Origin of the sequence: Lysobacter soyae, assembly GCF_019551435.1 — a bacterium.
In the GTDB taxonomy this organism is placed as follows: Bacteria; Pseudomonadota; Gammaproteobacteria; order Xanthomonadales; family Xanthomonadaceae; genus Solilutibacter; species Solilutibacter soyae.
In genome coordinates, this window is sequence record NZ_CP080544.1 from 881,126 (window position 1) to 907,074 (window position 25,949).

Genomic DNA, 25,949 nt, shown 5'->3' on the forward strand with positions numbered 1-25,949 from the left:
ATAGCTCGATTTTCAGTTGCGTTCGCGCGCGATGAAATCCCGGACCTGCGGATAAACCTGCGTACGCCAGCGTCGGCCACTAAAGATGCCATAGTGCCCGGCACCTTCCACCACCAGCTTCTCGCGATCTTTTTCCGCCACATTGGTGCAAAGGTCGTGCGCGGCACTGGTTTGGCCGACACCCGAAATATCGTCGAGCTCGCCTTCGATCGTCATGATCGCCGAGCTGATTTTTGCCGGGTCAACACGCTCACCGGCAACATGCCATTGGCCGCGTGGCAACAAGTGTTCTTGGAACACGATGCGAATGCAGTCCAAATAATATTCGGCAGGCATGTCGAGCACGGCATTGTATTCATCATAGAAACGCCGGTGGGCTTGCGCGGTTTCCATGTCACCCTTCACCAAGTCGCGGTAGAAGTCCCAATGCGAAACCGCATGGCGTTCTGGGTTCATGGCAATGAATCCCATGTGCTGCAAAAAGCCCGGGTAAACGCGACGACCGGCGCCGGGGTAATTCGCGGGGACGACATGGATGACGTTTTGTTCAAACCAACTGAAGGGATGGCGCGTTGCCAAATTGTTGACCGACGTCGGCGAGCGGCGTGTATCAATCGGGCCGCCCATCATGATCAATGAATTCGGCGTGTCCTCACCGCGCGCCGCCATCAGCGATACGGCGGCGAGTGTCGGCACCGTCGGTTGGCAGACACTGATGACATGCAGGTCGTCAGCACCGATGACGCGAATGAATTCCTCGACATACTTCACATAGTCGTCGAGCGAGAACTCACCTTCACCGACGGGAACCATGCGTGCATCAACCCAGTCGGTGATGAACACGTTGTGGTCCTGCAGCAAGCTGCGCACGGTGTCGCGCAACAACGTGGCGTGGTGGCCTGAGAGCGGTGCAACCAACAACACGTTGGGGGAGTTCATCAAACGCTCGACCGTTTGCGCATCGTCTGACAGTCGGTTGAAATGCTCGAGTTTGCAAAACGGTTTCGAGGCGACCGTGCGCTGCAGGACAGCGCACTCCCGGCCGTTGACTTCAACGCGGTCGATGTCGAAGCGCGGCTTTTCGTAATCCTTGGCCAAGCGGTGAAACAGTTCGAACCCTGCGGCGGTGCGGTCGGCCCACGGCAGTTGCGACATCCAACTCCCTTGTGAGGAATACATTTGTGCGCCGGCATCCGCGAGGAAAGTCCACGGTTGCAACCAAGCGCGGGTGTATTCGTTCAATTGATAAAACATGCAGTTCTCCGCTTGTGCAATGCAGCATAACGCACTGGGATGAAGGTTTTCGTGCGCGGATTCACCGTTTTTCCAGTCCGGTCAGCGGATGGTCGGCATGAATCCAACAATGTGCCCCGAGCGATTGCATGCCCAGTGCCGTCAGCCGGCGGGTGTAGAACGCCGCGGGTCGCTGATAGAAATCGTGGAAGTCGCCTTCCACCGCATCGCCGCGCACAAAGGTCGGCAGGCATAGGATGCCGCCGGTCAATTCGACCAGCCCCGGTAGGCCGCGGTCGATTTCTCGCGGAGTCAAATAGTGCAGGACGTCGGAGCACACCACCAGATCCGCGGGCGGGCAGGGCCGCAACAGTTCGAAGTCACCGAACCGGGCAAAGTGGATATTCCTGCGGGCACCGAAGGTTTGTACGGCGTACTCACTGGCATCAAATCCCAAATAGTCCGCCTTCGGCCGCAGACGCTTCACGATCGGCTGCCAAGGGGCCTCGCCACAACCGATGTCCAAGACGCTGCGCAGCGGTCGTTCCAGATGGTATTCGGCCATCGCCACTGCCAAGGCGACCAGGCGCGCCACTTCCGCACGTGCGCCGATATCGCTTTTGCGATACCAGCGGTCGAAGTATTTCTTGTCGTAAATTTTGGGGGACTTGCGCATGCAGCCTATGATGTCCACTTCTCTTCGGAAGAATAGTTTATGGCGACGTCCTATCTCTTGATCAAAACCGCCCACTTGGTCTTCGTGATCGCCTTCATGTCTTGCGTCTTTTACCTGCCGCGCATCTTGGTCAATATCGCGGAAGCGGGAGATGCACCGGCCGTGCGCGAGCGCTTGGTATTGATGGGGCGTCGCTTGTACCGGTTCGGACACCATATGTTCGGCATCATGGTGTTGCTCGGGCTGTGGCTGTGGTTCGGCTACAAGATCCAAGGCGGTTGGCTGCATGCCAAGTTGGTGTTGGTCGCAGTGATGCTCGCTTATTTCATTTGGGCCGGCCGACTCGTCAAGCGTGCTGCCAGCGGCGGTGCATTGCCCTCCGCGAAGACCCTGCGTTGGATCAACGAGCTACCGGTCCTCATCTTGGTGGGCATCGTGTGGCTGGTGCTCGCCAAGCCGTTCTGACCCTCAAACCAGCTTGACTTGGGGTTGTTCCGCCATGCGATGCACATCGTGCACCGCATAGCCTTTGCGGCGATCCGGAAGCTTCAAGAACTCGGGGTGTTCCAAGGTCATCCGCGTATCGCGCAAACCGCTCTCCCAGTGCTCGTGCATTGCAAATCTGCCAAACGCATAGTCCTTGAAGTTTTCCTCATGTGACTTCGCCTGATAGATGAAATGCACGATGTTGAAAACCCGATCGTCCAGCCAAGGTGCCAAGGCATCTTTCAATTCATCAGGGACTTTTCGGTCGGGCAATCGCTGGATCAAATCGCCCAGTGCCGTGCGCAGATGTTGGGTGCGCGCGACCATGTCAGTGCCATGACGCGTTCTGCTGGAATACTGAATATCCTTCTGGCGCTCGAGGACTTCCAGCATGGTGGTCGGCATCGGTCCGCGTGCGCTCCAAAGATCGACCTGCAAGGCGAGCGTGTCCTCGCGCGGCCATAGATCCAACACATATTCGAGCGGGGTATTGGAAATCAACCCGCCGTCCCAATAAGCGACCCCATCGATTTCAATGGCGGGAAATGCCGGCGGCAACGCACCCGACGCCATGATGTGCTCCGGGGTCATGCGCGTTTTGCGACTGTCGAAATAGCGGAAATTGCCGGTAGTGACTTCGGCTGCGCCGACGGTCAACCGACAGCTGTCTTTGTGATTGATGCGGTCGAAGTCGACGCAGCGTTCAAGCGTTAGCTTCAAACTCGATGTGTCGTAAAAGCTGGTGGCTGCCTCGCCGCCACTCAAACTCAAGAACGGGGAAATAGGCCGCGATTCAAAGAACCCCGACTGACCGTTCAACATTGCCGCGCCGGCACTCAAGGCGGCCGCCCAAGCGTGGGTGAAATCAGTCTGAGGCATGGCCGACAACAGACTCCGGATATAGGTGGCCGGCATGGCGAGTGCCTCACCGGGCTGGCTGACCTGTTCCCAAAAACGTCTGAGTTGCGGGATCCGTTCTTCGGCGGGGTTGCCCGCGATGATTGCCGCATTGATGGCGCCGATGGAAATGCCGGCCAGCCAATTCGGCATCACGCCGGCCTCGGCCAAACCCTCGTAAACGCCGCACTGGTAGGCTCCCAGCGCGCCGCCGCCTTGCAGCACCAATGCAATGGTCGGGTAATCGGCGGCAGCCGCGCGAATGCGCTGCAGCCGCTCCTCGTGCTTAGTTGATGTGCCAGCCATGGCTGACGATGATGCTTTGTCCGGTCAGCGCATTGGTTTCGAACGCTGCCAGGAACAATGCGACATTCGCGACGTCATCGACCGTGGTGAATTCACCGTCGACGGTTTCCTTCAGCATGACGTTCTTAATGACTTCTTCTTCGCTGATGCCGAGCTCTTTCGCCTGTTCCGGAATCTGTTTGTCGACCAAGGGCGTGCGCACGAATCCCGGGCAAATTACATTGGAACGGATCCCGAGCTTGCCGCCTTCTTTGGCGATCACGCGGGCGAGACCGAGCAGGCCGTGTTTGGCAGTGACATAAGGTGCCTTCAGCGGCGAGGCTTCGTGCGAGTGCACCGATCCCATCATGATGATCGCGCCACCAGCCTTGCGCCGTTCCATGTCGCGCATGCATTCACGCGCTGTCAGGAATGCGCCGTCGCAATGGATGGCCAACATCTTTTTCCAATCGTCGAAGGCGAAGTCGGTGATCTTGTTAATGATCTGGATGCCCGCATTCGACACCAACACGTCGACTTTTTTCCATTGGGCAACGACTTTCGCGATGCCGTCGATGACTTCCTGTTCCTGGGTGACGTCCATCGCAACCGCCAAGGCTTCGCCGCCGGCAGTGCGAATTTCTTGTGCAGTGGCTTCGGCGGCTTCGATCTTGAGATCGGCAATGGCAACGCGCGCGCCTGCAGCGGCATAGACCTCGGCTATGCGTTTGCCGATACCGCTAGCCGCACCGGTCACCACGCAGACCTTGTCCTTCAATGATGTGTTCATGAGTGCTCCTTGCGAATCCTCTATTTTCCGTGCCGCACTGGAAGCGGGATGTGAAGTGATCAGCGCTTGACCGGCGTCTCGAATACCTTTGGATCGGGCAACGCAACCGGCACACCTTGAACACAGGCCGTCTTCGCGCACAAGGCGGCACGCAAGCGCGGATTTGCTTGCAGGAGCAAATGGAAGATCGTGTTCTCTTCGATGTTGCCGCGAACCGCCGACGCTTGCGCGCCCCACGCCCAGACGCCGACGTCATCGCCGCCGTGTGTTTCGGCACTCATCGGGACCAATGCCTCCTGCATGTAGTCAGGATCTTCGGTATTGACCGACTCCAGATTCGGCCGCGCAGCCACCGGCCGTTGATAGCCGCTGGCATAGTGCTCGAACTTCTTCGGCCCTTCCGGTTGTTGATCGGTGGCGCCGACATTGCCCGGGCCGTTCGCGTACACCAAGGTGGTGTAGGTCAGGCCGGTGGCATCGCGCGCGAATTGTGCGGGATCGCCGCCTTCGCCGCTGCCGCCTTTGACTTTGCCCAGGATGGGATTGCCGCGGGTCGGGTAGCCGACAAAGCTCAGCGAATGCGAGTGGTCGGCGGTGACAATCATCAACGTGTCTTCGGGATCCGACATGGCCTGAGCGGCCCAAACGGCATCCGACAACGCGACGGTATCGGACAATGCGCGGTACGCGTTGCCGGCGTGGTTGGCGTGATCGATGCGACCGCCTTCGACGAGGAGAACGAAGCCATTGGGGTTGTTCTTCAGACGTGTAATCGCCGCACGCGTCATCTCTGCCAGTGAAGGTTCACCGGCGCCATCCTGTTTGCGGTCATGTTCGTACTGCATGTGGCTTGGCTCGAACAGCGCGAGCAGTGCGCCGGTCTTCGGGGCGTCTTGCAATTGTTTTTCATTCCAGACGAAGTTGCCGTCGGGGTGGCGCGCTTTCCATTCGGCGATCAAATCTCGTCCATCCAGACGGGCGCCCACTTTGTCGTCGTACTCGGGATCAGTTTGTTGCGCGGGCATGAACTGTGCACGGCCACCGCCCATCAAGACGTCCGGTCCGTTGCCGAAATCCGTTTCCACCATTTGCCGGGCGATATCCACGCAACCGGCCTCACGGGCATCGCCCTTCAGATCGGTATCGTCTTCCCAGTTGCGATCCGCGCTGTGGCTGAAGGTCGCGCCGGGCGTCGCATGCGTCACGCGTGTGGTTGTGACGACCCCCGTCGCCAAGCCACTTGCGGCAGCCAGCTCCCAAAGCGTCAAGAGCGGCGCCTTGCGTGCCGCGCTGCAGTCACCGCGCGCCGCGGATTGTCCGATGCTCAACACGCCGAGTCGCGTCTTGGCACCCGTTGCCATGGCCGACATCGTGCCGGCGGAGTCGGGTGTCTGCGAGTCGGTGTTGTAGGTGCGACTCAAGCCGGTGTTGGACCAGTTCTCCCAACTCAGGCGGTTCTCTTCGCCGCTGCCGCCTTTGCGTTGACCTTCAAAAATTCTTGCTGCGGCGACAGTGGTCAAACTCATACCATCGCCAATAAACAGGATCAGGTTCTTGGCTTTGCCGCGCGATGCGCCCAAACGGGCCGCTTCAGCAGCACCATTGTTGAACCACCAAGCCGCGCTTTCACCGGCAGGACGCTCAATCACCGGCACTGCGATCTCGACCGCCGCGCCGGTGGAAGCGGTTCCCGAAGTCGCGGTTGTGGCGCAAGCGCCCAGCAGGGTGGACAGGCAGGCAAGTGTGATGGGTTTCAAAAGATTCATCGCTGTCAACCGTCTGGAATGCCTCCATTATCACGATTTGCCGTGTCGATCGCCTGCGTGATGATTCGTTCAATGCAGGTTGCCCCGGTCTCCGCTATTGTTTGACTTTCCGTTTTCGCAAGGCGCCGTCCGATGGCTTGGTGGTTCCGAATTCCGTTTTGGCAGCGCGTGGTTGCCGGTTTTGTCTTGGGCATGTTGGCGGGTTGGGCGTTCGGCGAAAACGCCGTTACTTGGTTTGGGCCGCTGGGCGATGTCTACGTCAACCTGATCAAAATGATCGCCATCCCGCTGGTGTTCTTTGCGGTGGTCAGTGCGGTCAGTTCCCTGCATGGTCAAAAATCCATCGCTGCTTTGGGCGGGCGAACGTTCTTGTGGTTCGCGATCACGGCCGTCCTGGCCGTCACCGTCGGATTGGTGTTCGGTTGGATTTTGAAGCCCGGGGTTGGCGTCGACGTGGCCAGCCTGCAGGTGGCCGCAGACTACAAACCGAAAAACGTGCCGGGTCCGCTTCAAGTGCTGTTGAATTTGGTGCCAGAGAATCCCTTCCGGGCGATGGCGGCGTTGGGGTCGGGTAAGACCGCGGATGGTCAATCGATCATCGTGCCGAGCAACTTCACGGTCCTGCAAGTGATTTTCTTTGCGGGATTGATCGGTTTCGCCTTTGTGAAACTGGGTGCGAAGACGGCCGGCGTGCGCGACATCTTCAAACAATCCAGCGAAGTGATGATTCAAGTCACGCGCTTTGTCCTTGAGTTCACGCCCATCGGTACCTTCGGTTTGATCGCGGCGTTGGTCGGCGGTTATGGCTTTGAACAACTGATCCCGCTGGGCAAGTTCGTGATTGCCTTGTATGCCGCCTGCGCGTTCCACATTGTTTTTGTCTACACCGGTCTGTTGATCGCGCACGGCTTGAATCCTTGGAAGTTCTTCAAGGGCGCTGCGCCGGCCATGCAAGTCGCTTTTGTGGCGTCCAGCAGTTTCGCTGCGTTGCCGATGTCCTTGCGTTCCGCCACTGACAACCTGGGCGTCAACAAGGACTATGCGAGCTTTGCGGTGCCGCTCGGCGCGAGCATCAAGATGGACGGTTGTGGCGCCATCTATCCGGCGTTGTCGGCGGTGTTCATTGCCCAATACATGGGCATCGATTTGTCGCCGGGCCAATACTTCATCATTGCCTTGGCATCGGTGTTGGGTAGTTTCGGGACGGCAGGTGTGCCGGGTACTGCGGTGATCATGGCGACGGTGGTCTTGAGCTCGGCCGGCTTGCCCTTGCACGCTATCGGCATCTTGTATGCCATCGACCGCATCCTGGACATGATGCGCACGATGACCAACGTCACCGGTCAGGTGTTGATTCCGGTCCTGGTGGCGAAAGAAACCGGATTGCTCGATCAAGCGGTGTACGATTCGGCGCATGTGCACGTCGGGATGGAAGAACAAGAAGGCGCCTGAAACAGGCGCGGTGTAACGGAGAAACAAGATGGCCACCGGTTGGGCAGGCGACGGCGCCGTTCAAGACCAAATTGATGCGACGGTGAAAGACGCGATCAAACGCGCGCGTCAGCAATTGCCCACCGGTCCCGGTCTCGAGCACTGCGAATCGTGTGATGCGCCAATTCCGGAAGCGCGACGCAAAGCCATTCCCGGCGTGCGCTTATGCGTGCCTTGCCAGGAAACGGTTGATTTGGAAAACGCCACCGACGGCGGCTACAACCGTCGCGGCAGCAAAGACAGTCAGTTGCGCTGATTCAAGAAATACGCAGCAGGGTGAGCAAGCCCTGCGCTTGTTTCATTCGGCTGGCAAAGTCGGGCAGGTCGGCGTCCACAATACGCAGTTTTTGCGGGCCGTCCATGCGATAGCGGTTGGGTTGCGTTTGAATCAACTTGATCAATGCCATCGGATCGATGTCAGGCTTTTCAACAAATTGAACGCGTCCGCCGTTTTCGCCCAACACCAGTTTCTTGATGCCCATGCGCGTGGCTTCAAGCTTGAGCTCGGCCACGGCGAACAGATGTTTGACGGGGTCAGGTAGCAATCCGAAGCGATCGATGAGCTCGATCTGCAAATCACGCAAGGCGGATTCGGTGCGCGCGGCACTGATGCGCTTGTACAAGGTCAGCCGCGTGTGCACGTCCGGCAAGTAGTCGTCCGGAATCAACGCCGGCACATGCAGTTCGACCTCGGCACCGCGCGCCGCGTCAGCGTCGTATTCCGGCAATTTGCCTTCCTTGATGCTGCGAACGGCACGCTCAAGAAGTTCCGTATACAGGCTGAAACCGACTTCGGTCATTTGACCGCTCTGGTCTTCACCGAGTAATTCGCCTGCACCGCGAATCTCAAGATCATGGGTCGCAAGCAGGAAGCCTGCGCCCAGTTCGTCCATCGAGCTGATCGCTTCCAACCGCTTGCGCGCATCAGACGTGATGGAACGGTCGTCGGGGATCAACAAATAGGCATAGGCGCGATGATGCGAACGGCCGACGCGCCCGCGCAGTTGGTGCAATTGCGCCAGGCCGAACATGTCCGCGCGATTGATGATCATCGTGTTGGCATTCGGAATGTCGATGCCAGACTCAACGATAGTGGAACACAGCAAAACGTTCACACGTTGCTTCTGGAAGTCGAGCATCACTTGCTCGAGCTCGCGTTCGGGCATCTGGCCGTGCGCGACACCGATGCGTGCTTCCGGAATCAGTTCTTCGAGTGTTGTCTTCATGCGCTCGATGCTGTCCAGATCGTTATGCAGGAAGTACACCTGACCCCCGCGACCAAGCTCACGCTGGAACGCTTCTCTGAGCAACGCTGTATCCCACGGGGCCACAAAGGTTTGCACGGCGAGGCGATTGGTCGGGGCAGTGGCGATGATGGACAAGTCGCGCAAGCCGGCCATGGCCATGTTCAAGGTGCGCGGAATCGGCGTGGCGGTCAGCGTCAGCAGATGGACGTTTGCGCGCAAAGCTTTGAGGGCCTCTTTTTGACGCACGCCGAAGCGTTGCTCTTCATCCACGATCACCAGCCCCAAGTCCTTGAAGCGGATATCGGGGCTCAGCAATTTGTGGGTGCCGACAATAACGTCGATGTCGCCGCGCTCCAGCCGTTCCAACGCGAGTTTGGTTTCCTTGGCGGTTTTGAAGCGCGAAAGCACTTCGACTTTCAGCGGCCAATCGGCGAAACGATCGCGGAAGTTGCGGTAATGCTGTTCTGCAAGCAGGGTCGTGGGTACCAGCACTGCCACCTGTTTGCCGGCGGATGCCGCGGCAAATGCCGCGCGCACAGCGACCTCGGTTTTGCCAAACCCAACGTCGCCGCAGACCACCCGGTCCATCGGTTGGGAAGAGGCGAGATCCCGCAACACTGACTCGATTGCCGCGTATTGGTCAGGGGTTTCCTCGAAGGGGAAACTGGCGGCGAAAGGCTCGTACAAAGCGCGATCGGTTTCCAGTGAGATCCCTGCGCGTGCCTGACGTCTGGCTTGGATATCCAAAAGCTCTGCGGCGACGTCGCGGACTTTTTCGGCGGCCTTCTGCTTGGCTTTGGTCCAACGCTCGCCACCCAGCGAATGCAGCGGCGCGGTTTCCGGCGATGCGCCGGAATAGCGTGACACCAAATCCAATTGCGACACCGGCACATACAAGCGGTCGCCTTTCGCATATTCGATGTCGAGGTATTCGCCTTTTTCGCCATCGGTGACCAGCGTGATCAGTCCGCGATAGCGGCCGACACCGTGGTCTTCGTGAACGATCGGCGCACCTTCCGTGAGTTCACCCAGATCGCGAATGATCGCTTCCGGTTCGCGCGCGGCTTTGCGCGAGCGCCGCACATGTGCCGCGCGTTCGGGGAAGAATTGTTGCTCGGTCAGTACGGCGACGAGCGGATCGTCAAGCGCGAAACCATCCGATAGCGGGGCAACACAAATGCTGATGTGCTTGGGTTGTACGGCATCACCCAGAGCAAGCGTCGTGCGAATATCCGGTGCGATTCCGGCGGCACGGAACACGTCGAGCAATGCCTCGCGGCGGCCGGCGGATTCCGCCGCAATGCGGATTTCGCCGGGATACGCGGCGGCAAATTGCTTGAAGGCTGCGGCAGGGGTCTCGGAATGGCTGGCTAACGGCAATGGCGGAACCGGTTGGACTCCCAACGGCGTGGCGTCAGCAAAACGCGGATGCGCGCTCCCGCACACCTCCACCCGGAGGCCCTGATTCAAACGTTCGCGCAACTGATCGGGCGTCAGATACAGCTCGGCCGGCGGCAGAATCGGCCGCTCGGGATCATAGCGGCGTTGTTCGTAGCGATTACCGGTCTGTTGCCAGAATCGATCCAAATTCGCGCCGATGTCTTCGCACAACACCGGCAAGGTGCTGGCGGGCAAATAGTCAAACAGCGTCGACGTTTTCGAATTGCCCGACGCATCGGTGAAGAACAAAGGCAGCCAAGCTTCGATGCCCGCGGGCAGCAAGCCTGACTTCAAATCTTTGTAAAGCGCGCTTTGGCGCGTATCGATCTCGAAGCGGTCACGCAAAATACGCATGACGTTCTCGAAAGGTTGGTCACCGACCGGGACTTCACGACCGGGCAATAGGCGAACGTGTTCGACATGGTCCTGCGAACGCTGTGTCTCAGGGTCGAATGCCCTGAGTGTGTCGATCTCGTCGTCGAACAATTCGATCCGGTAAGGCGTGACCGTACCCATAGGGAAAACGTCAAGTAAACCGCCGCGCACTGCAAAATCACCGGGGTCGAGTACTTGTGGGACGTTTCGATAGCCGGCCGATTCCAGTCGACGCTTCTCGGCATCGAGATCGAGTTTTTCGCCACGAGCGTAATTGAAACTCCCGCCGACAATGTGGGCGAGGGGGGCGAGCCGCTGTACCAGTGTTTGCACCGGAACAACCACCACGCCTTTGTGGATCTGTGGCAACCGGTGCAAGGTTGCCAGGCGTTGCGAGGTGATTTCAGGATGCGGACTGAAACTGTCGTAGGGCAGAGTTTCCCAGTCGGGAAACGGCAAGATATCCAAGCCGGAATCGCTGCCTGCCAGTACGCGCAAATCGTTTTCGAGTTGGTGCGCCTGTTGATTGTCCGGCGTCACGGCCAGCAACGGCCCCTCATGTGCGATGGCCGCACGAAGAATGGCCCAAGCGAGTCCGCTGGGAGTGCCGGGCGCACGCCACCACGCGCGCTGCTGACCAGCGCGCGGAAGCGGTGGGGAACTCGAAGCCTTGGAACTCATGTGAACGCGCATTTTAGCGGACGCGCGTCACGCCGCGGAGACTCAACGCGGGGCTTCGGCCTCGGCACTTGCGCCGCCATCCAGTACCACCCGCACCAATCCGGATTCTTCACTTTCGCTCTGACGTTGAAAACCGAGTGAGTCGGCATGATCGAGAATCGGGCTGTTTTCCTGCGGCAGATCGCCAACCATGCGGCTGATGCCGCGGCCTTTGGTCCAGCGCGACAAGCGCGACAACAGGTGGCGACCCAATCCGAGGTTCAACACATTGCGACCGACCAACACATGGAATTCGGCTTCGTCCGAGCCTTCCTCCGTCTTGCCGCGGACCATGGCGAAAATCATCGCTTCACCGGGCTCGTAGGGCTCGGTGGCCACCAGGACGAATTCGTTCTTAGGGTCGGGCTGGGCCAAACGTGCCGCATCGTCGACACCGAGTTCGGCGTCGCTCGATTGGAAGGTCTTGGCGACCGATTGCGGTTCGAACAACGGAAAGGTTGCCCTGAGGATGGTCGCGTCTTCCGGACGAACGGGTCGGATCAACACTTCGCGGCCGTTCGCCAAGTGCATTTTTTCGTGCCAAGGCGGCAGTTGATTACGGATAGCCATAGGCACATCCTGCCACGATTTGCATGAAATTTTCGTTGGGCTGAATCGGGGTTACGCCGCCGTTTTGGTAGACTGGCGCACGTTTTCGCAGACAGGAAGTTCCGATGTCAGGTGGTGGAGATTCGACCCGCGCCATTCTGTTCGCCCTGGGGGCGAATTTTGCAATCGCGTGCGCCAAGGGGGTTGCGGCGTTTTTCACCGGCTCGAGTGCCATGTTGGCCGAGACAGTCCATTCGCTAGCGGATTGCGGCAACCAATTGCTGCTGATTTTGGGCGTGAAGCAATCCAAGCGGCCCGCGACCGATGAGTATCCATTGGGCTATGGCAAAGCGATTTACTTCTGGTCATTCCTTGTCGCGGTGATGTTGTTCACCGTGGGCGGGATGTACTCGCTCTACGAAGGTTGGCACAAATTGCACGAGCTGCATGCGCCAGAAACCGGCAAATTGTGGTGGGCAGTCGGCGTGCTCGTGTTCGCGATTATCGCGGAAGGCATGTCGATGCGTGCCTGCCTGCAGGAAGTTGCCAAGGCGCGCGGCGGGCGCAGCATCTGGCAGTGGTTCCGGACCAGTCGTCAAGCGGAACTGATTGTAATTTTCGGCGAGGACTTGGCGGCATTGACTGGTCTGGTCCTGGCTTTGGCGGCCGTTCTGATGACCATCGTCACCGGCAATCCGGTATGGGATGCCCTGGGCACATTGGCGATTGGCTTGTTGCTGATTGTGGTTGCTGTGTTCGTGGCCATCGAAGTCAAAGCAATGTTGATCGGCCAGCGCATGGACCCGGACCGGGAGGATGCCCTCCGTGAGTTCATCCAAGCACAACCTGAAGTGGACCGCGTTATCAGCTTGATCACCTTGCAGTTGGGCAACGAAGTGATGATGTCGGTGCAAGCAGTGATGACCGAGAAAGAAGACGTGGCCGGATTCATCCAGCAAATCACGACGGTTGAACGACGCATCAAGGCCGAGTTCAAAGAAGTGCGTTGGAGCTTTTTCGAGCCGGAGCTTCCGCGGGCAAACGCCCGCTGAGAAAGGTCAGTCGGCCTTTTTCAGCCAAGTGGCGCGGGCATTGGGCTGCGCCTCGGCCAATAGGCTGCCCAGCTCCGCCAATGCGGGGTCAAGTCGGGCGTCGAATTGGTATGGCGCGTTCCAAATGAAGAGCCCGCTGCCGTTCATGCGCAACGGGCTATCGTCGTCACGCACGATCAACTCCACCGACAACAAGGATTTGGCGGGAAGCGCCGCCGCGTCCCGATAAATTCGGGCAAGGTCCCGACGTCGCTTGATCGGATACCAAAGTACGAAAGTGCCTTGTGCCCAGCGCTCGATCGCCGCCGACACCGTTTGAAATGCGGCATCAAACTCGGCCAGTTGTGCCTCGTACGGCGGATCCAGCAAGACGATGCCACGATTCAGACGCGCGGCACCGCTTTTGGGTGGCAGCAATGCGCGCACCTTCCCATAGCCATCGGCGGACTGGACGGAGACACGCGTATCGCCGCGCATCGTTTCGCGAAGCAAGGCGACGACATCCGGTTGGAGCTCCGTGCAAATCAGCCGATCATCGGTGCGCATGCGCGCCTGTATCAACCAAGGGGAGCCCGGATAGGCAGATTCACCCCATTGCTGACGGCACAAGTCGATCGCGGCGAGATAGCTTTGCAAGAGAGACGCGTCAGGCGCACAAACTTTGGCGATGCCCTCATGAAACTCAGCGGTTTTGCCCGCCTCTTCTCCGGCCAGGTCGTAGACACCCGCGCCTGCGTGCACATCCCAAAAAAACATCGGCGTAGGTTTCGCCATCAAGGCGTCGCACAGACCGAGCAGCACGACATGTTTCAAAACGTCGGCGTGATTTCCCGCGTGGAAGGCATGGCGATAATTCATCGCCGCATGTTAAGGCATCACGGTGAGCGCGGGTCTTACTGCAACAGACTGGCTCCGGGAACCATCCAAAGGGAAAGGCTTGCCAGCAAGCTGCCGATCACCGTTGCGGCAGCCACGTCACTGGGATAGTGCAAGCCCAAGATGACGCGCGACAGCGCCACGCTGGCCGTGAACGGGATGAGCAACCAACCCGACATCGGAAAATAGGCCATGGCCAGCAGCGTGAATGTCACGGCATGCAAGGTGTGACCGGAAGGAAAGCTGAACTCATCCAGCGGGGCGATCCAGGCTTTGATGGAAATATCCGAAGCAAAGGGACGGGGTCGACGTGTCCAATGTTTCAGTCCTTTGTAGAGCAGAAGCGAGACGATGCCGGTGGCCGCCAGATGGACGGCGGCTTTGGCACCGGCGGCACCGAAGAACACGCTGAAGACCACCATCAAGCCATACCAGAAAACGCCGTCGCCCAATCGACTGATCGTCGAGAAGTAGCGCAAAACCAGGGATTGCCGCCCTAGGGCGTTGGCACGCTTGCACCAACCCCGGTCTTGGGTGAACCAATGATTACGCGACAGCAGAGAGTTCATGTGGGCTCCTCTCACGGATCATTCGCATCAGGATGTCGTCCAAGTCGGACGCGACTTGGGCAGGCTGCAAACGCGCCACCGATTCACGCGCGTTGACGCGCATGGAAGCGCGAAGCTCGGCATCGGTCGCGAGGCGGATTGCGGCGTCCACAAAGTTGTCTTCGCCTTTTCCCTCAACAGCAAAGCCGTCAATGCCGTCGCGAAGGTGTTCCTTGGCCGCACCATAGCGATAGGCCACCGGCGGAACGCCACTGGCCATCGATTCGATCGTGACGTTGCCGAATGTTTCGGAGTGGCTCGGAAACACAAACATATCGGCGGTGGCAAAGTGCCTGGCCAAGTCGTCTCCGCGCCGCAGTCCGGCAAACACGAAGTCGGGATTGGCGCGTTCGATGTTTTCCGCTTCCGGACCGACGCCGACCCAAATGAATTTGGCCGTCGGCTGGCGCCGTTGGATTTCGCGGAAAGTGCGCACGGCCAGCGGTAGATTCTTCTCGGCGGCAATGCGCCCCAGATAAATGACCGCAAGGTCGTCCGGGCCCAAGCCCCACGAGGCACGCAAGGTATGGTCGCGCTTGTCGGGACTGAAACGTGCGGTGTCGACCGCCCGCGGTAAATGCGAGACTTTGTCAAAGCCCATGGAAATCAGAAAGTCGGCCAATTCACAGGTCGGTACAAGCGTCGCGTCGGAGGCATTGTGGAAGTGCCGCATCCAACGCAGCGCAAGGGGCTGCAGGAAGGGCACACCGTAGTCCCGCATGTATTGGTCGAAACGCGTGTGAAAACCCGTGGCAAACGGGATGCCGAGTTTCACGGCCGCGCGTACAGCGGAATAGCCGAGCGGTCCTTCGGTCGCGATGTACAGGGCATCGGGTCGAGACTTCTGCCAACGCTTGCGCAAGGTGCTACCGGCCGGATGCCCGAAGCGCATGCCGGGATAGCGCGGAATCTCGGAGCTGCGCATCAGCAGTTCGTGCGGCTGACCGGTGGTGTCTTCACCCTGTCGCGGTCGGATGACATCGACCGCATGCCCGCGTGCGCGCAGTCCTTTTTCCAAATCTTGCACGGTCAGGGCGACGCCGTTGACTTCCGGCGGGTATGTCTCGGTGACGATCGTGTAATGCATGCCCGTAACCCTTGTCTGCTCGGATCATGCTGAATGCCGGGGATGACGGCGGCTTGTCAGACGGGTGACAACACCGTGACAGGCCTACGTTTGTTTGATGTTGAGTTTGATGCCGAGGCCCTTGAGGTCATCGGGTTCGCTCTCCAGATCGGTCTTGAGTAGAGGGCGGTTGTCCAACCACTTGCGGCTGAGTTCCAAGGTAAGTGTGGTGCCCTTCGCGGTCGCCTTCTTTCGTCTGATGATTTCCGCATCGTGCGAACGATGCAACAAAACCGCAAGACGCAAAAGCAGCACCAACCGTTTGGTCGACAAACGAACGCGATCGGGCAGGGCGGCCAAACTCGAACGACTGATAGAGCGCCGCTGGTTCCGGACAATGCAAGCCAGTTGTTGCTGCTCTTGATAGGTGAAGCCAGAAATGTCCGAGTTTTGCACGATGTAGGCACCGTGTATCTGGTACTGGCTATGCGCGATGGCGAGGCCGGACTCATGAATTCTCGCGGCCCAAGAAAGCAGGGCTTGTTCGTCGGGTCCCAGTTTCCAGGCTTTGGCGACTTGTCGGAACAGGGCCAGTGCCGTGCGTTCGACGCGCGCTGCCTGGGCCTTGTCGACCCCGTAACGCTCCATGAGCGCGTCGATGGACAATTCACGCGGATCCACACCGCCGAGACGTCCGGCCATGTCGTAAAGAATGCCTTCGCGCATCGCATCCTTGCTGACACGCATTTCGCGGATACCCAAGGCCGAAAACGCCGCCTCCAGCACCAAAATGCCGCCGGCGATGACGGGCTTTCGGTCGGCGTTCAAATCGGGTAGATCGATAGCCTCAATGGACCCGAACGACAAAACGCGATCGCGCAGTGTCCAAAGCGCCACCGGCGTGATTTCGCCGTTGGTCAACTTCATTTCTTTGCAGACTTTGCCAATCGCCTTGATCGTGCCGGAAGATCCAATAGCTTCGTTCCAGCCCAACTGGCGATAGGCGGTGGCGAACTGTTGGAACTCCGCGGCCACTTCGATCAAACCTTGACGCCATTTTTTGCGTGTCAACTTGCCGTTATTGAAAAATCTACGGGTGGTCGCCACGCAACCCACTTGCAAGCTTTCGCGCTCAATCGGCTCAAGGCCTCGCCCGATGATGGTTTCAGTTGAACCACCGCCGATATCCATGACCATACGCAGGCTGTTATCGCGCGTCGGATTGGCCTGAGCCACGCCCAAGTACACGAGACGCGCTTCCTCACGTCCGGCCACCACTTCAATCCGGTGTCCGAGCGCCGCCTCTGCGCGCACCAAGAAGGCCTGCGGATCGGCGAGGGCACGCACTGAGTTTGTGGCGAGGGCGCGCACCTGCGTTGCCGGTATGCCTCGAATCCGTTGTCCGAAGCGCTCGAGACAGGCAATTGCCCGATCTTCCACTTTGCGGTCCAGATTGCCTTTCGCATCCAGACCTTCGGCCATGCGTACCATCTCGCGAATGCGATCGATGATGCGAAGCTGGCCGAGCTGTTGCTGCGCGACCACCATGTGGAAACTGTTCGAGCCCAAATCCACGGCCGCCAGCATGTCGCCATTTTTCAAAAGCGGTGTGCTCAAAATGTCATTCCGCGTGTGGTTTTATTTTTGCGACTTGGCGAGTAATGCGCCTTGCGCGGAGTGCGGCACTTCGCCCGGTCCGGGTGTGCGGCGAACATAGTGGCCATCCGGCATCAGCTCCCAAGCTTGCGTGTTGTCTGCAAGATAGTTTGCCAGTGTCTCGTCAAAAACGCGTTTGGCCAGTTGCGGATCCAAGATCGGAAAGCAGGTTTCCACGCGCCGCAAAAGGTTTCGTTCCAGCCAGTCGGCGCTGGAGCAAAAGATCTCCGGCTGATCATCATTGGCGAACCAATAGACCCGATGGTGCTCCAGGAAGCGACCGATGATCGAACGCACCGTGATGTTTTCCGATACGCCTTTGATGCCCGGACGCAAAGTGCAAGCGCCGCGCACGATCAGTTCGATCTTCACACCGGCCTGAGAAGCGCGATAAAGCGCGCGAATCACATTCGGTTCGTTCAACGCATTCATTTTGGCAATGACGTGGCCTCGCTTGCCCGCCTTGGCGTTTTCGGCCTCGCGTTCGATACGCTCCAAAAGACCGCTGTGCAGGCTGAAAGGCGATTGCAGCAACTTGCGCAATTTGACTTCCGAAGCGAGCCCTGACATCTGTTGGAAAATCTGGTGCACGTCTTCGGCGATGTCCGGATGGCAGGTCATCAGCCCGATGTCCGTGTAAAGGCGCGCTGTCCCGGCATGATAGTTACCCGTCCCCAAGTGCACATAGCGGTTGAGTTTGCCGTTTTCGCGGCGCACGACCAGCATCATTTTTGCGTGCGTCTTGTAACCGACCACGCCGTAGACGACTTGCACGCCGGCCTCTTGCAAGCGGTCGGCAAATCCCAGATTCGCCTCCTCATCGAAACGCGCAAGCAGCTCGACCACCACGGTCACGTCCTTGCCGTTGCGTGCGGCATGGATCAACGCATCAACGATGGGCGAGTCCTTGCCTGTCCGATAAAGCGTTTGCTTGATGGCCAACACATCAGGGTCGATCGCGGCTTGACGCACCATCTCGGGCACTGGGCTGAACGAATCGAACGGGTGATGCAGCAGCACATCGCCCTTTCGCAATGTCTCGAAAATGTTGGTGGTGTCCATCTGCCGCGGCTGCATCGGCGGGAACTTCAATTCCGGACGGTTGACCAGGTCATACACTTGTCCGACGCGATTCAAGTTGACGGGGCCATTGATGCGGTACACCGCATTGTCCGTCAGCTCAAAATTTTGCAGCAGCATCCGGGTGATATCTTCAGGACAGCCTTCCTCAAGTTCCAGCCGCACGGCGCGCAGATACCCGCGTCCGACCAACTCGTCTCGCAATGCGTGGGCGAGATTGTCGACATCGTCATCGTCCATGATCAATTCCGAGTTTCGCGTCACACGGAACTGATAGGCACCCTTGACCGTCATCCCCGGAAACATTTCGTCAACAAAGGCGGACAGGACCGAAGACAGAAAAACGAAATCGTGGAAGGACTCGCCATCGCCATCGGCGTCCGGCATCCGGATGATGCGAGGCAGTGAGCGCGGCGCGCGCACCACAGCCAAGTGGCCTTCGCGCCCGAACGCATCGCGGCCCTCAAGCACCACGACGACGTTCAAGGTCTTGTTGAGAATCTTCGGGAAGGGGTGTGCAGGATCCAAGCCGAGCGGTGAAAGCACCGGCATGATCTGTTCGCGAAAATACGCGCGAAGCCATTCGCGCTGCGCCTCGGTCCACTGGTTTTGTTCCGGCAAATTGATGCCGGCGTCAGAAAGGGCGGGCTTCAACGCGTTGTAAAAGCAATCGTACTGATCGTGAACCAGCTCGGCGGCGCGCGCATGGATTTGTTTGATCAGGGTCGAATAGGCGCGACCATCGCTACCTGCGGCCAAATCCAACTGTTCCGCATGCCGCACGCGGCCCGCGCGAATCTCGAAAAACTCGTCCAGATTCGTGCAGGAAATGCACATGTATCGAAGGCGCTCCAGAAGCGGAACGTCGGTGTTGTAAGCCTGATCCAAGACGCGGAAGTTAAAGTCGAGCTGGGACAGCTCGCGGTTCGCATACAAGCCGCTGTCATGCAGTGCGCGCGGGTCGGATTCCGTCACGGCCCGATTCTCTACACCGGTGAGATGGTGTGGACTTGGCGCGGCACCACGCGATTTGCGTTCAGATGACATGTAAACCTGCTCCCTTTGCCGACGTCACTTTCGATTTCCAATGTGGCGTCATGATGGTTCAAAACGTGTTTGACGATGGACAAGCCCAAACCGGTGCCGCCCGATTCCCGTGATCGGCTGTTCGATACACGGTAGAAACGTTCGGTGATGCGCGGAATCTGCGCTTCCGGAATACCGTAGCCGCTGTCTATGACACTGAGTGCCACGCCTTCGCCATCGCGATTGAACTCGATGTCGATCTCGCCCCCGACTGGGGTATATCGCACCGCGTTACTGACGAGGTTCGAAAATGCGCTGTGCAATTCCTTGTTCGAACCCCATAGGTCCACTTCGGCATTGTCCACCACGCGTATCTTGTGCCGTCCGCGGCTCAAGGCTTCCGCTTCGCGCCGCAGCGCCGCGAGCATGAAAGGCATGGAAACAACGTCCTCGTCCGAATGCTCTTGGGCTTCGAGACGTGAAAGTGTCAGCAGATCTTCGACCAATTGGTTCATGCGCTGGGATTGCTGGCGCATCTCGGCAAACATGCGCGCGCTCTCCGGGTCATCCTCGCCGTCAAGCATGTCGAGATAGCCGTGCAACACGGTCAAAGGCGTTCGCAGCTCATGCGACACATTGGCCACGAAATCCTGGCGCATTTGTTCGAGATGCATCAGTTTGCTGACGTCGCGCGCGATCAGAATGCGCGCATCGTCTGCGTAAGGAATGATCTTCATCGCCAAGTGGACGCTGGAGTTCACCGGAGAAATTTCGTCCAGCAACGGCTCCGGATTTTGATTGACGTCGAGCCAGTCGGGCACGCTCAAATAACGCAAGTGCGCTTCCAGCGACGAACCGATGTCACGCGGATAGACAAGTCCCAGGAGCTCGGTCGCCGCTTGGTTGAACCATTCGATCTCATTGCGCTTGCGCGAAATGATCACGACGGCATCAGGCAGTGCGGCACCGGCCTTGCCGTAAGCGCGCAACATGGACACCAAGCGTTTTTTGCGGGAGCGCACTTCCTGATGGTGGCGCGCAAGCAAGCGCAGCAACTCGTTCCAAACACCACCGCCCACCGGTGCACGGGTGATGGCCCGTGCGTTGAGGTGATGAAGAATGGCGCGCAACTGCCAGTAGTGCCATGCGACAACGCCGAGTGCGGCAATCGCCAACATCATCCAAATATGCCCGGTGAGCATGCCGATCAAGAGCGCGCACGCAATCGCAAACGCCAGCGGAAGTAGCGTTTTCATCCAAGCGGATCGGATCTCAGGTGACATGCCTTAGGTCGACGTCGAAAAACGGTATCCGGCACCACGGACCGTCTGCACCATTTGGTCCAATGCATGCGGCTCGAGGGTCTTGCGCAAACGTCGGATGTGAACATCGACGGTGCGTTCTTCGACGTAAACACTGCCACCCCAAACATGGTCGAGCAATTGCGACCGCGTATAAACGCGCTCGGGATGGGTCATGAAGAAATGCAGCAAGCGATATTCGGTCGGGCCAATCGAAACCGGCACTTGTGCGCCGTCCACCGTGGCGAATACCCGGTGTCCTGCACCGTCAATGCGAATGGCGCCGACGGCGACGTTGCCTTCTTCGTCGTCTTCGCGCGTACGGCGCATGACCGCACGGATCCGCGCAAGCAATTCCCGCGAGGAGAACGGCTTGACCACATAGTCGTCGACGCCGGCTTCAAGCCCGGACACGCGGTCGTTTTCTTCGCCGCGCGCGGTCAGCATGATGATCGGAATTTCGCGGGTGAGGGCGTCCTTGCGCCAGCGGCGGGCTAGGTCGAGCCCGCTGGTGCCGGGCAACATCCAATCCAACAAGATCAGGTCCGGAACGAAATCTGCAATTGCCGTTTGCGCCTCGCGTGCGTCGCCTGCGGCCACCGGCTCGAACTCGGCTTTTCGCAGGGCAAAGGCCACCATGTCGCGGATGGCAGGTTCGTCATCGACTATCAGTATTCGCTTCTGCACGGTTTCGCCAAATATCCAAAGACGTGCACATGGGACTACAGTTTAGTGACAGTGTCATGACAGTGTCATGGACGGAAAAATGCGACCGCGGTTAACGATCCCTTTGCGGTCCGTCCCAGTCCTTGAAGCCTTGGCGGCGCAATTCCAACACCACGGGGGTCATCGCGGCGATCCGTGCGTCGATGCGCGCCCGCGCGTAGTAATCCAAGTCAGGGCGCGCCTTGAGCGTATGGAGCTGTAGGAGTGCGGCTTCCGGGTTGCCGGTCAGGTAGGCCGCCTCCGCGTGGGCCTCGCCTGCACGGACCAAATCGCCGGCAACTTCGTTGGCGCGCGCGTACGTGGTCTGAAACGTCGGGTCATCAGCGGCGTTGGTGGCGATGGTTCGCAAGACGGCTTGCGCGCGCGCGCCGGCGGCCTTTGAGTTCCGGCGCAGCAGGACTTGGGCACAGGTGAGGGCGACCGGTTGGCTGTTGGGCATGCGTGAGACCAGGCCTTCGAAAGCCGCATCGGCGGCAGCCACGTTTCCGGAAAGGCCAAACGCTTCGGCGCGCGCCAATTCCACCCAAGCGTGATGGCTGTTCGCGGTAGAAATCTTGTCGAGCGATGCCAACGCATCGGCATATCGCGCGGCGCGAATTTGCGCCACTGCCATGCCATACCGTTTTGCATCAGGCAGCGCACCTGCGGCGCCGTAGTCGTTGTATTCCTTGATGGCCAAGGCGGCGGTATCCGCACTGAGTGCGCGAATGCGTTCCTTGGCAAATTCGAAGTTACTGGCCTGGCCGGTGTGAGTGCTCGAGGTCACTTGCATATTGCCCGGCAGTAGCGGGTTGTTGCCGATGGTGGTGACGGCGAAACCCGCATTCGAGTGATAGGCGCGCGCACGTTCTTTGGCTTCGGCAATACGCACCTGGGTGACCGGGTGGGTCAGCAGGTAATCCGGCGTCTCCTCGCGATCGCCGCCACGATTTGCACGAAGCGCGTTTTGCATACGCTCGAAAAATGTCGCCATCGCATCAGCGGAATAACCGGCACGCGCCAACAAGCGGATGCCAACCCGATCCGCTTCGGCTTCACGTCCCCGGGTGTAGTTGATTTGACGCTGCACCATCAGTCCCTGGGCGCCCATCACGGCAGCCATGGTGCCGTTGGCGGCGGAGCTTCCGCCAACCGACTGCGACACGGCGATCGCACCCAGCATGGCGAGCAGAATTGGGAGTTGGTCGCGTTTGGCTTGTTCAACGGCGCGCAGCACATGCGCCTGTGTGACGTGTGCGGTTTCATGCGCCAGCACCCCCGCCAGTTCGTCTTCTTTCTCAGCCAGCAAAATCAATCCGGAATTAACCCCGACGTAGCCGCCCAAGGTGGCGAAGGCGTTGATTTCGCGCTCGCGCATCAAGAAGTAATGGAATGATGCGTCCGGCTGGTTGTTCGCGGCGACCAACTTGTGACCCACCGATTGGATCCATTCGTTCAACAACGGATCTTCCAAGGTCAGATTCATGTGGCGAAGCTGCATCAGCATCATCGCCCCGTAGCCCTGTTGCTGCGTCGGAGAAAGCAGCGACTCGGCCGATGAGCCCATGTTTGGCAATCGGCTTTCTTGGGCGTGCAAACCGCCGGAGAGAACCTGTCCGGCCGACAACGTCACGAGAATGGAGGCAGCTAAAGCGCGGGATCGAAACAACACACGTACCTTATGGAGTGGTCTGATGGCTAGCTAAGCATGCCGCGTAGCCCGGCCCAGCGCGTGAATTGTGCGTAAACCCCCCATGTGCAATGCAACCGGAAACGGCGCAAAATAGTCGCTTCACCGGAGGTTTCAGATGTCGCAACAAAAAGAAATCAAGATTTACAGCACATTGGTTTGCCCGTACTGCGTCGCGGCCAAGAACTTCTTGAAGTCGAAAGGCCTGGCCTGGACCGAAATCCGCATTGATACCGATCCGGTTGAGCGCGAAAAAATGGTCGCCGCCACCAAGCGCACCAGCGTTCCGCAGATTTTTGTGGGTGAAACCCATGTCGGCGGCTATGACGACATGATGGCGTTGCACCGTGAGGGCAAGTTCGAGTCGCTGCTCGCCGACTAAGCGGTTTTTCAGGCAATGACAGGGTGTCGTCTGGCATAATTGTGCCTTCGCTGGCGTATGCATTCCGCGTTACGCGCCCACTTGGAACCCGAAAATGACCCACACGATCACCGTGATCCGTGGCGACGGCATTGGCCCTGAAATCATGGCCGCCACGCTGCACGTTCTCGACACCATGAATCTCGGCTTGGCTTATGAAGAAGCCGATGCCGGAATGGTGGCCCAAGAGAAGCACGGCGAGCTGCTGCCCCAAGCGACCTTGGACTCCATCGCCAAGAATCGCATCGCACTGAAGAGCCCGTTGACGACGCCGGTGGGCGAGGGCTTCACCTCCATCAATGTGAGCCTGCGCAAGAAGTTCGATCTTTACGCGAATGTGCGCCCTGCCAAGAGCTTCCCGAACACCAAATCGCGTTTCCCCGACGGCGTCGATCTGATCACGATCCGTGAAAACACCGAAGGTCTGTATATCGGCGACGGTCAGACCGTGTCGGAAGACGGTGAAATCGCTACCTCCACTTCGCGCATCACTCACAAGGGTGCGGAGCGCGTGGTGCGCTATGCCTTTGAACTGGCGCGCAAGACCGGTCGCAAGAAAGTCACGATCGTGCACAAGGCAAACATCCTGAAATCCACCTCGGGCTTGTTCTTGAAAACCGCGCGTGAGATCGCCGCGAAATATCCCGATATCGAAGCCAATGAAATGATCGTGGACAACACCTGCATGCAGTTGGTGATGCGTCCCGAACAATTCGACATCATCGTCACCACCAACTTGTTCGGCGACATCATCTCGGACTTGTGCGCCGGCTTGGTGGGCGGTCTCGGCTTGGCGCCGGGTGCAAACATTGGCGACGACGCCGCCATTTTCGAGGCGGTGCATGGTTCGGCGCCGGACATCGCGGGCAAAGGCGTGGCCAACCCCTGTGCCTTGCTGCTGGCAGCCGGCCAAATGCTGGACCATTTGGCGATGCCGGCCGAAGCAAACCGTCTGCGCAAAGCCATCGTTGATACCTTGGAAGCCAAGGACAATTTGACGCCGGACTTGGGCGGCTCGGGCACCACGATGAGCTTTGCCGAGGCGATCGCACGACGACTCTGAACGGTTCGTTGATCCGGGTTCAAAAAAGGCACCCACGGGTGCCTTTTTCGTTTTCGCGCGCCATATTGCATCTGCCAAAGGATATCGACACAATATCCATCCTTTTATGCGGATGAAGCGATGGAATCGCGTGCCAGTGTTGTCGCCCTTGCGCCCTTGTTACTGTTTTTGGGGCTGTTTTTCGGGGCCGGCTTGTTTTTCACGGCGCACGGCGACCCGATGGGCTTTTACAAGTTACGGGCGCCGGTCGCGATTCTGCCAGCCATCGCCTTGGCGCTTTGGATCGCCGCGCGTCGCGGAATCGATTCGCAAAACACTTTTCTGAAGGGCATGGCCGATCCGGACTTGCTGCAAATGTGCTTGATTTTCTTGTTGGCGGGGGCGTTTGCGGTGGTCACCCGCAAGATCGGTGCTGTTGACGCGGTGGTGTCATTGGGTATCAGTGCGTTGCCGGCGATCCTCGTCTTACCGGGTGTGTTTTTGCTGGCCGGTTTTCTTTCTCTGTCCGTGGGAACGTCAATGGGCACCATCGCCGCCATCACGCCGATCGCGCTTGCTGTTGCGGAAGCTTCAGGTCTTGATAAGGCGTTGGTCGTAGGTGCCGTGTTGGGCGGCGCCACCTTCGGTGACAACCTTTCACTGATTTCAGACACTGCGATCGCAGCGGCGCGCACCCAGGGGTGTAGTGTCCGCGAAAAATTCCGTGAGAATTTGAAAATGGCCTTGCCGGCAGGCCTGATCACACTGGCGATGCTTGCTTACGTCAGCGACGCGACGCCCGTGACGGATACGGGATCGTTTTCGATCGGCCTTGTCATTCCGTATTTGATTGTCTTGGGGCTCGCCTTGGCGGGTTTGGACGTTTTGCTCGTTCTCAGTATCGGCCTTATGACCGCGGCGGTCACGGGCGTTGTCTTCTCGTCAAACGACTATGGGGTCGTTGCATTCGCCGCCGATATTTATGCCGGATTCGAAGATGTATTTGAAATTTTGCTGCTGGCGTTGCTGGTTGGCGGTCTTGGCGCATTGATGAAGGCCGGCGGCGGCCTCGAATGGTTGGCACAGGCCATTGCGCGCGCGTCCCGTCATCGTGACGGCCGACGAACCGGCGAATGGAGTATTGCAATCTTGGGCGCGATTACGGATGTATTCACCGCCAACAACACTGTCGCCATTTTGGTCAGCGGCGGCGTCGCGCGTGATATCGCGGACCGCCACGACGTGCAGCCGGCTCGCGCCGCCAGTGTGTTGGATATGTTTGTTTGCTGTGTGCAGAGCGTGTTGCCACACGGTGCGCAAATCCTGTTGGCTGCCTCATTGGCCGCGCTGTCGCCTTTGGCGTTGATCGGAAAAGCGCACTATTGCTGGGCACTCATGGCCGTCACCTGCGTTTTCATGCTGTGGCCGCGCCATAAAAAACGGGCGGAACCGACGACACCCGCCGTCTGAG

At 58.9% G+C, this 25,949-nt stretch carries 22 protein-coding genes; 7 read left to right on the forward strand and 15 right to left on the reverse strand.

The genetic code is table 11. The features are described 5' to 3' along the window. Positions 1-12: 12 nt before the first annotated feature. Both H8L67_RS04195 and H8L67_RS04200 read right to left on the reverse strand, forming a co-directional pair. Complete coding sequence (locus tag H8L67_RS04195) at positions 13-1,254, reverse strand: polyhydroxyalkanoate depolymerase (protein WP_220380503.1); 1,242 nt, start codon at positions 1,252-1,254, stop codon at positions 13-15. 61 nt (positions 1,255-1,315) lie between these two features. Then, complete coding sequence (locus tag H8L67_RS04200; RefSeq protein WP_220380504.1) at positions 1,316-1,909, reverse strand: class I SAM-dependent DNA methyltransferase; 594 nt, start codon at positions 1,907-1,909, stop codon at positions 1,316-1,318. Positions 1,910-1,948: 39 nt separating this feature from the next. Here H8L67_RS04200 and H8L67_RS04205 point away from each other — a divergent pair, with 39 nt between their 5' ends. Continuing rightward, positions 1,949-2,374 carry a CopD family protein gene (locus tag H8L67_RS04205; protein ID WP_220380505.1) on the forward strand — a complete coding sequence of 142 codons (426 nt, stop codon included), beginning with the start codon at positions 1,949-1,951 and terminating at the stop codon, positions 2,372-2,374. Between the two features lie 3 nt (positions 2,375-2,377). Here H8L67_RS04205 and H8L67_RS04210 read toward each other — a convergent pair whose 3' ends face one another. The 3 genes from H8L67_RS04210 to H8L67_RS04220 are packed head-to-tail and all read right to left on the reverse strand — an operon-like array spanning position 2,378 to position 6,133. Next, the gene (locus H8L67_RS04210) at positions 2,378-3,598 is read right to left on the reverse strand and encodes a DUF3734 domain-containing protein (protein WP_220380506.1); all 1,221 of its coding nucleotides are present in this window, start codon (positions 3,596-3,598) and stop codon (positions 2,378-2,380) included. Then, on the reverse strand, positions 3,579-4,367 hold the full coding sequence (locus H8L67_RS04215) for a 3-hydroxybutyrate dehydrogenase (protein ID WP_220380507.1): 789 nt from the start codon (positions 4,365-4,367) through the stop codon (positions 3,579-3,581). The genes H8L67_RS04210 and H8L67_RS04215 overlap by 20 nt, the downstream gene beginning before the upstream one ends. Positions 4,368-4,426: 59 nt before the next feature. Further along, complete coding sequence (locus H8L67_RS04220) at positions 4,427-6,133, reverse strand: alkaline phosphatase (protein ID WP_220380508.1); 1,707 nt, start codon at positions 6,131-6,133, stop codon at positions 4,427-4,429. A gap of 132 nt (positions 6,134-6,265) precedes the next feature. On the opposite strand from H8L67_RS04220, the gene H8L67_RS04225 reads away from it, so the two are divergent. Both H8L67_RS04225 and H8L67_RS04230 read left to right on the forward strand, forming a co-directional pair. Beyond that, positions 6,266-7,585 (forward strand): dicarboxylate/amino acid:cation symporter, encoded by a 1,320-nt coding sequence (locus tag H8L67_RS04225; RefSeq protein ID WP_220380509.1) that lies wholly within the window; start codon positions 6,266-6,268, stop codon positions 7,583-7,585. A 28-nt stretch (positions 7,586-7,613) separates the two neighbouring features. After that, a complete protein-coding gene (locus H8L67_RS04230) occupies positions 7,614-7,880 on the forward strand; it encodes a DksA/TraR family C4-type zinc finger protein (protein ID WP_220380510.1) in 267 nt (88 codons plus the stop codon). A 1-nt stretch (position 7,881) separates the two neighbouring features. Here the strand turns inward: H8L67_RS04230 and mfd are convergent, their stop codons facing one another. Next, entirely contained in the window at positions 7,882-11,367 is a 3,486-nt protein-coding gene (mfd, locus tag H8L67_RS04235) for a transcription-repair coupling factor (RefSeq protein WP_220380511.1), read from the reverse strand. 42 nt (positions 11,368-11,409) lie between these two features. Beyond that, a complete protein-coding gene (locus tag H8L67_RS04240; RefSeq protein ID WP_220380512.1) occupies positions 11,410-11,976 on the reverse strand; it encodes a GNAT family N-acetyltransferase in 567 nt (188 codons plus the stop codon). A gap of 104 nt (positions 11,977-12,080) precedes the next feature. Between H8L67_RS04240 and H8L67_RS04245 the strand changes: the two genes are divergently transcribed. Continuing rightward, positions 12,081-13,007, forward strand: a complete 927-nt coding sequence (locus H8L67_RS04245; protein ID WP_220380513.1) for a cation diffusion facilitator family transporter — start codon at positions 12,081-12,083, stop codon at positions 13,005-13,007. A gap of 6 nt (positions 13,008-13,013) precedes the next feature. Here H8L67_RS04245 and H8L67_RS04250 read toward each other — a convergent pair whose 3' ends face one another. From H8L67_RS04250 to H8L67_RS04285, 8 genes are all read right to left on the reverse strand, one after another. Further along, positions 13,014-13,865 carry a 23S rRNA (adenine(2030)-N(6))-methyltransferase RlmJ gene (locus H8L67_RS04250; RefSeq protein ID WP_220380514.1) on the reverse strand — a complete coding sequence of 284 codons (852 nt, stop codon included), beginning with the start codon at positions 13,863-13,865 and terminating at the stop codon, positions 13,014-13,016. A 35-nt stretch (positions 13,866-13,900) separates the two neighbouring features. After that, positions 13,901-14,452 (reverse strand): phosphatase PAP2 family protein, encoded by a 552-nt coding sequence (locus H8L67_RS04255; protein ID WP_220380515.1) that lies wholly within the window; start codon positions 14,450-14,452, stop codon positions 13,901-13,903. Further along, positions 14,430-15,578 (reverse strand): glycosyltransferase family 4 protein, encoded by a 1,149-nt coding sequence (locus tag H8L67_RS04260; protein WP_220380516.1) that lies wholly within the window; start codon positions 15,576-15,578, stop codon positions 14,430-14,432. The genes H8L67_RS04255 and H8L67_RS04260 overlap by 23 nt, the downstream gene beginning before the upstream one ends. An 84-nt stretch (positions 15,579-15,662) precedes the next feature. Further along, on the reverse strand, positions 15,663-17,144 hold the full coding sequence (locus tag H8L67_RS04265) for a Ppx/GppA phosphatase family protein (protein WP_220380734.1): 1,482 nt from the start codon (positions 17,142-17,144) through the stop codon (positions 15,663-15,665). 51 nt (positions 17,145-17,195) lie between these two features. Continuing rightward, positions 17,196-19,340: a polyphosphate kinase 1 gene (ppk1, locus tag H8L67_RS04270; RefSeq protein ID WP_220380517.1), complete on the reverse strand. Its 2,145-nt coding sequence runs from the start codon at positions 19,338-19,340 to the stop codon at positions 17,196-17,198. After that, entirely contained in the window at positions 19,280-20,602 is a 1,323-nt protein-coding gene (gene phoR, locus H8L67_RS04275; protein WP_220380518.1) for a phosphate regulon sensor histidine kinase PhoR, read from the reverse strand. Before phoR ends, ppk1 begins: the two co-directional genes overlap by 61 nt. Before the next feature lie 3 nt (positions 20,603-20,605). Then, entirely contained in the window at positions 20,606-21,307 is a 702-nt protein-coding gene (gene phoB, locus H8L67_RS04280) for a phosphate regulon transcriptional regulator PhoB (protein ID WP_220380519.1), read from the reverse strand. 91 nt (positions 21,308-21,398) lie between these two features. Continuing rightward, positions 21,399-22,892 carry a M48 family metalloprotease gene (locus tag H8L67_RS04285; protein ID WP_220380520.1) on the reverse strand — a complete coding sequence of 498 codons (1,494 nt, stop codon included), beginning with the start codon at positions 22,890-22,892 and terminating at the stop codon, positions 21,399-21,401. Positions 22,893-23,133: 241 nt separating this feature from the next. Between H8L67_RS04285 and grxC the strand changes: the two genes are divergently transcribed. The 3 genes from grxC (at position 23,134) to H8L67_RS04300 (ending at position 25,948) form a co-directional block, all read left to right on the forward strand. After that, positions 23,134-23,397: a glutaredoxin 3 gene (grxC, locus tag H8L67_RS04290; RefSeq protein WP_220380521.1), complete on the forward strand. Its 264-nt coding sequence runs from the start codon at positions 23,134-23,136 to the stop codon at positions 23,395-23,397. 94 nt (positions 23,398-23,491) lie between these two features. Further along, positions 23,492-24,499 carry an isocitrate dehydrogenase gene (locus H8L67_RS04295; protein WP_220380522.1) on the forward strand — a complete coding sequence of 336 codons (1,008 nt, stop codon included), beginning with the start codon at positions 23,492-23,494 and terminating at the stop codon, positions 24,497-24,499. A gap of 120 nt (positions 24,500-24,619) precedes the next feature. Further along, positions 24,620-25,948, forward strand: a complete 1,329-nt coding sequence (locus H8L67_RS04300; protein ID WP_220380523.1) for a Na+/H+ antiporter NhaC family protein — start codon at positions 24,620-24,622, stop codon at positions 25,946-25,948. Position 25,949: the final 1 nt, after the last annotated feature.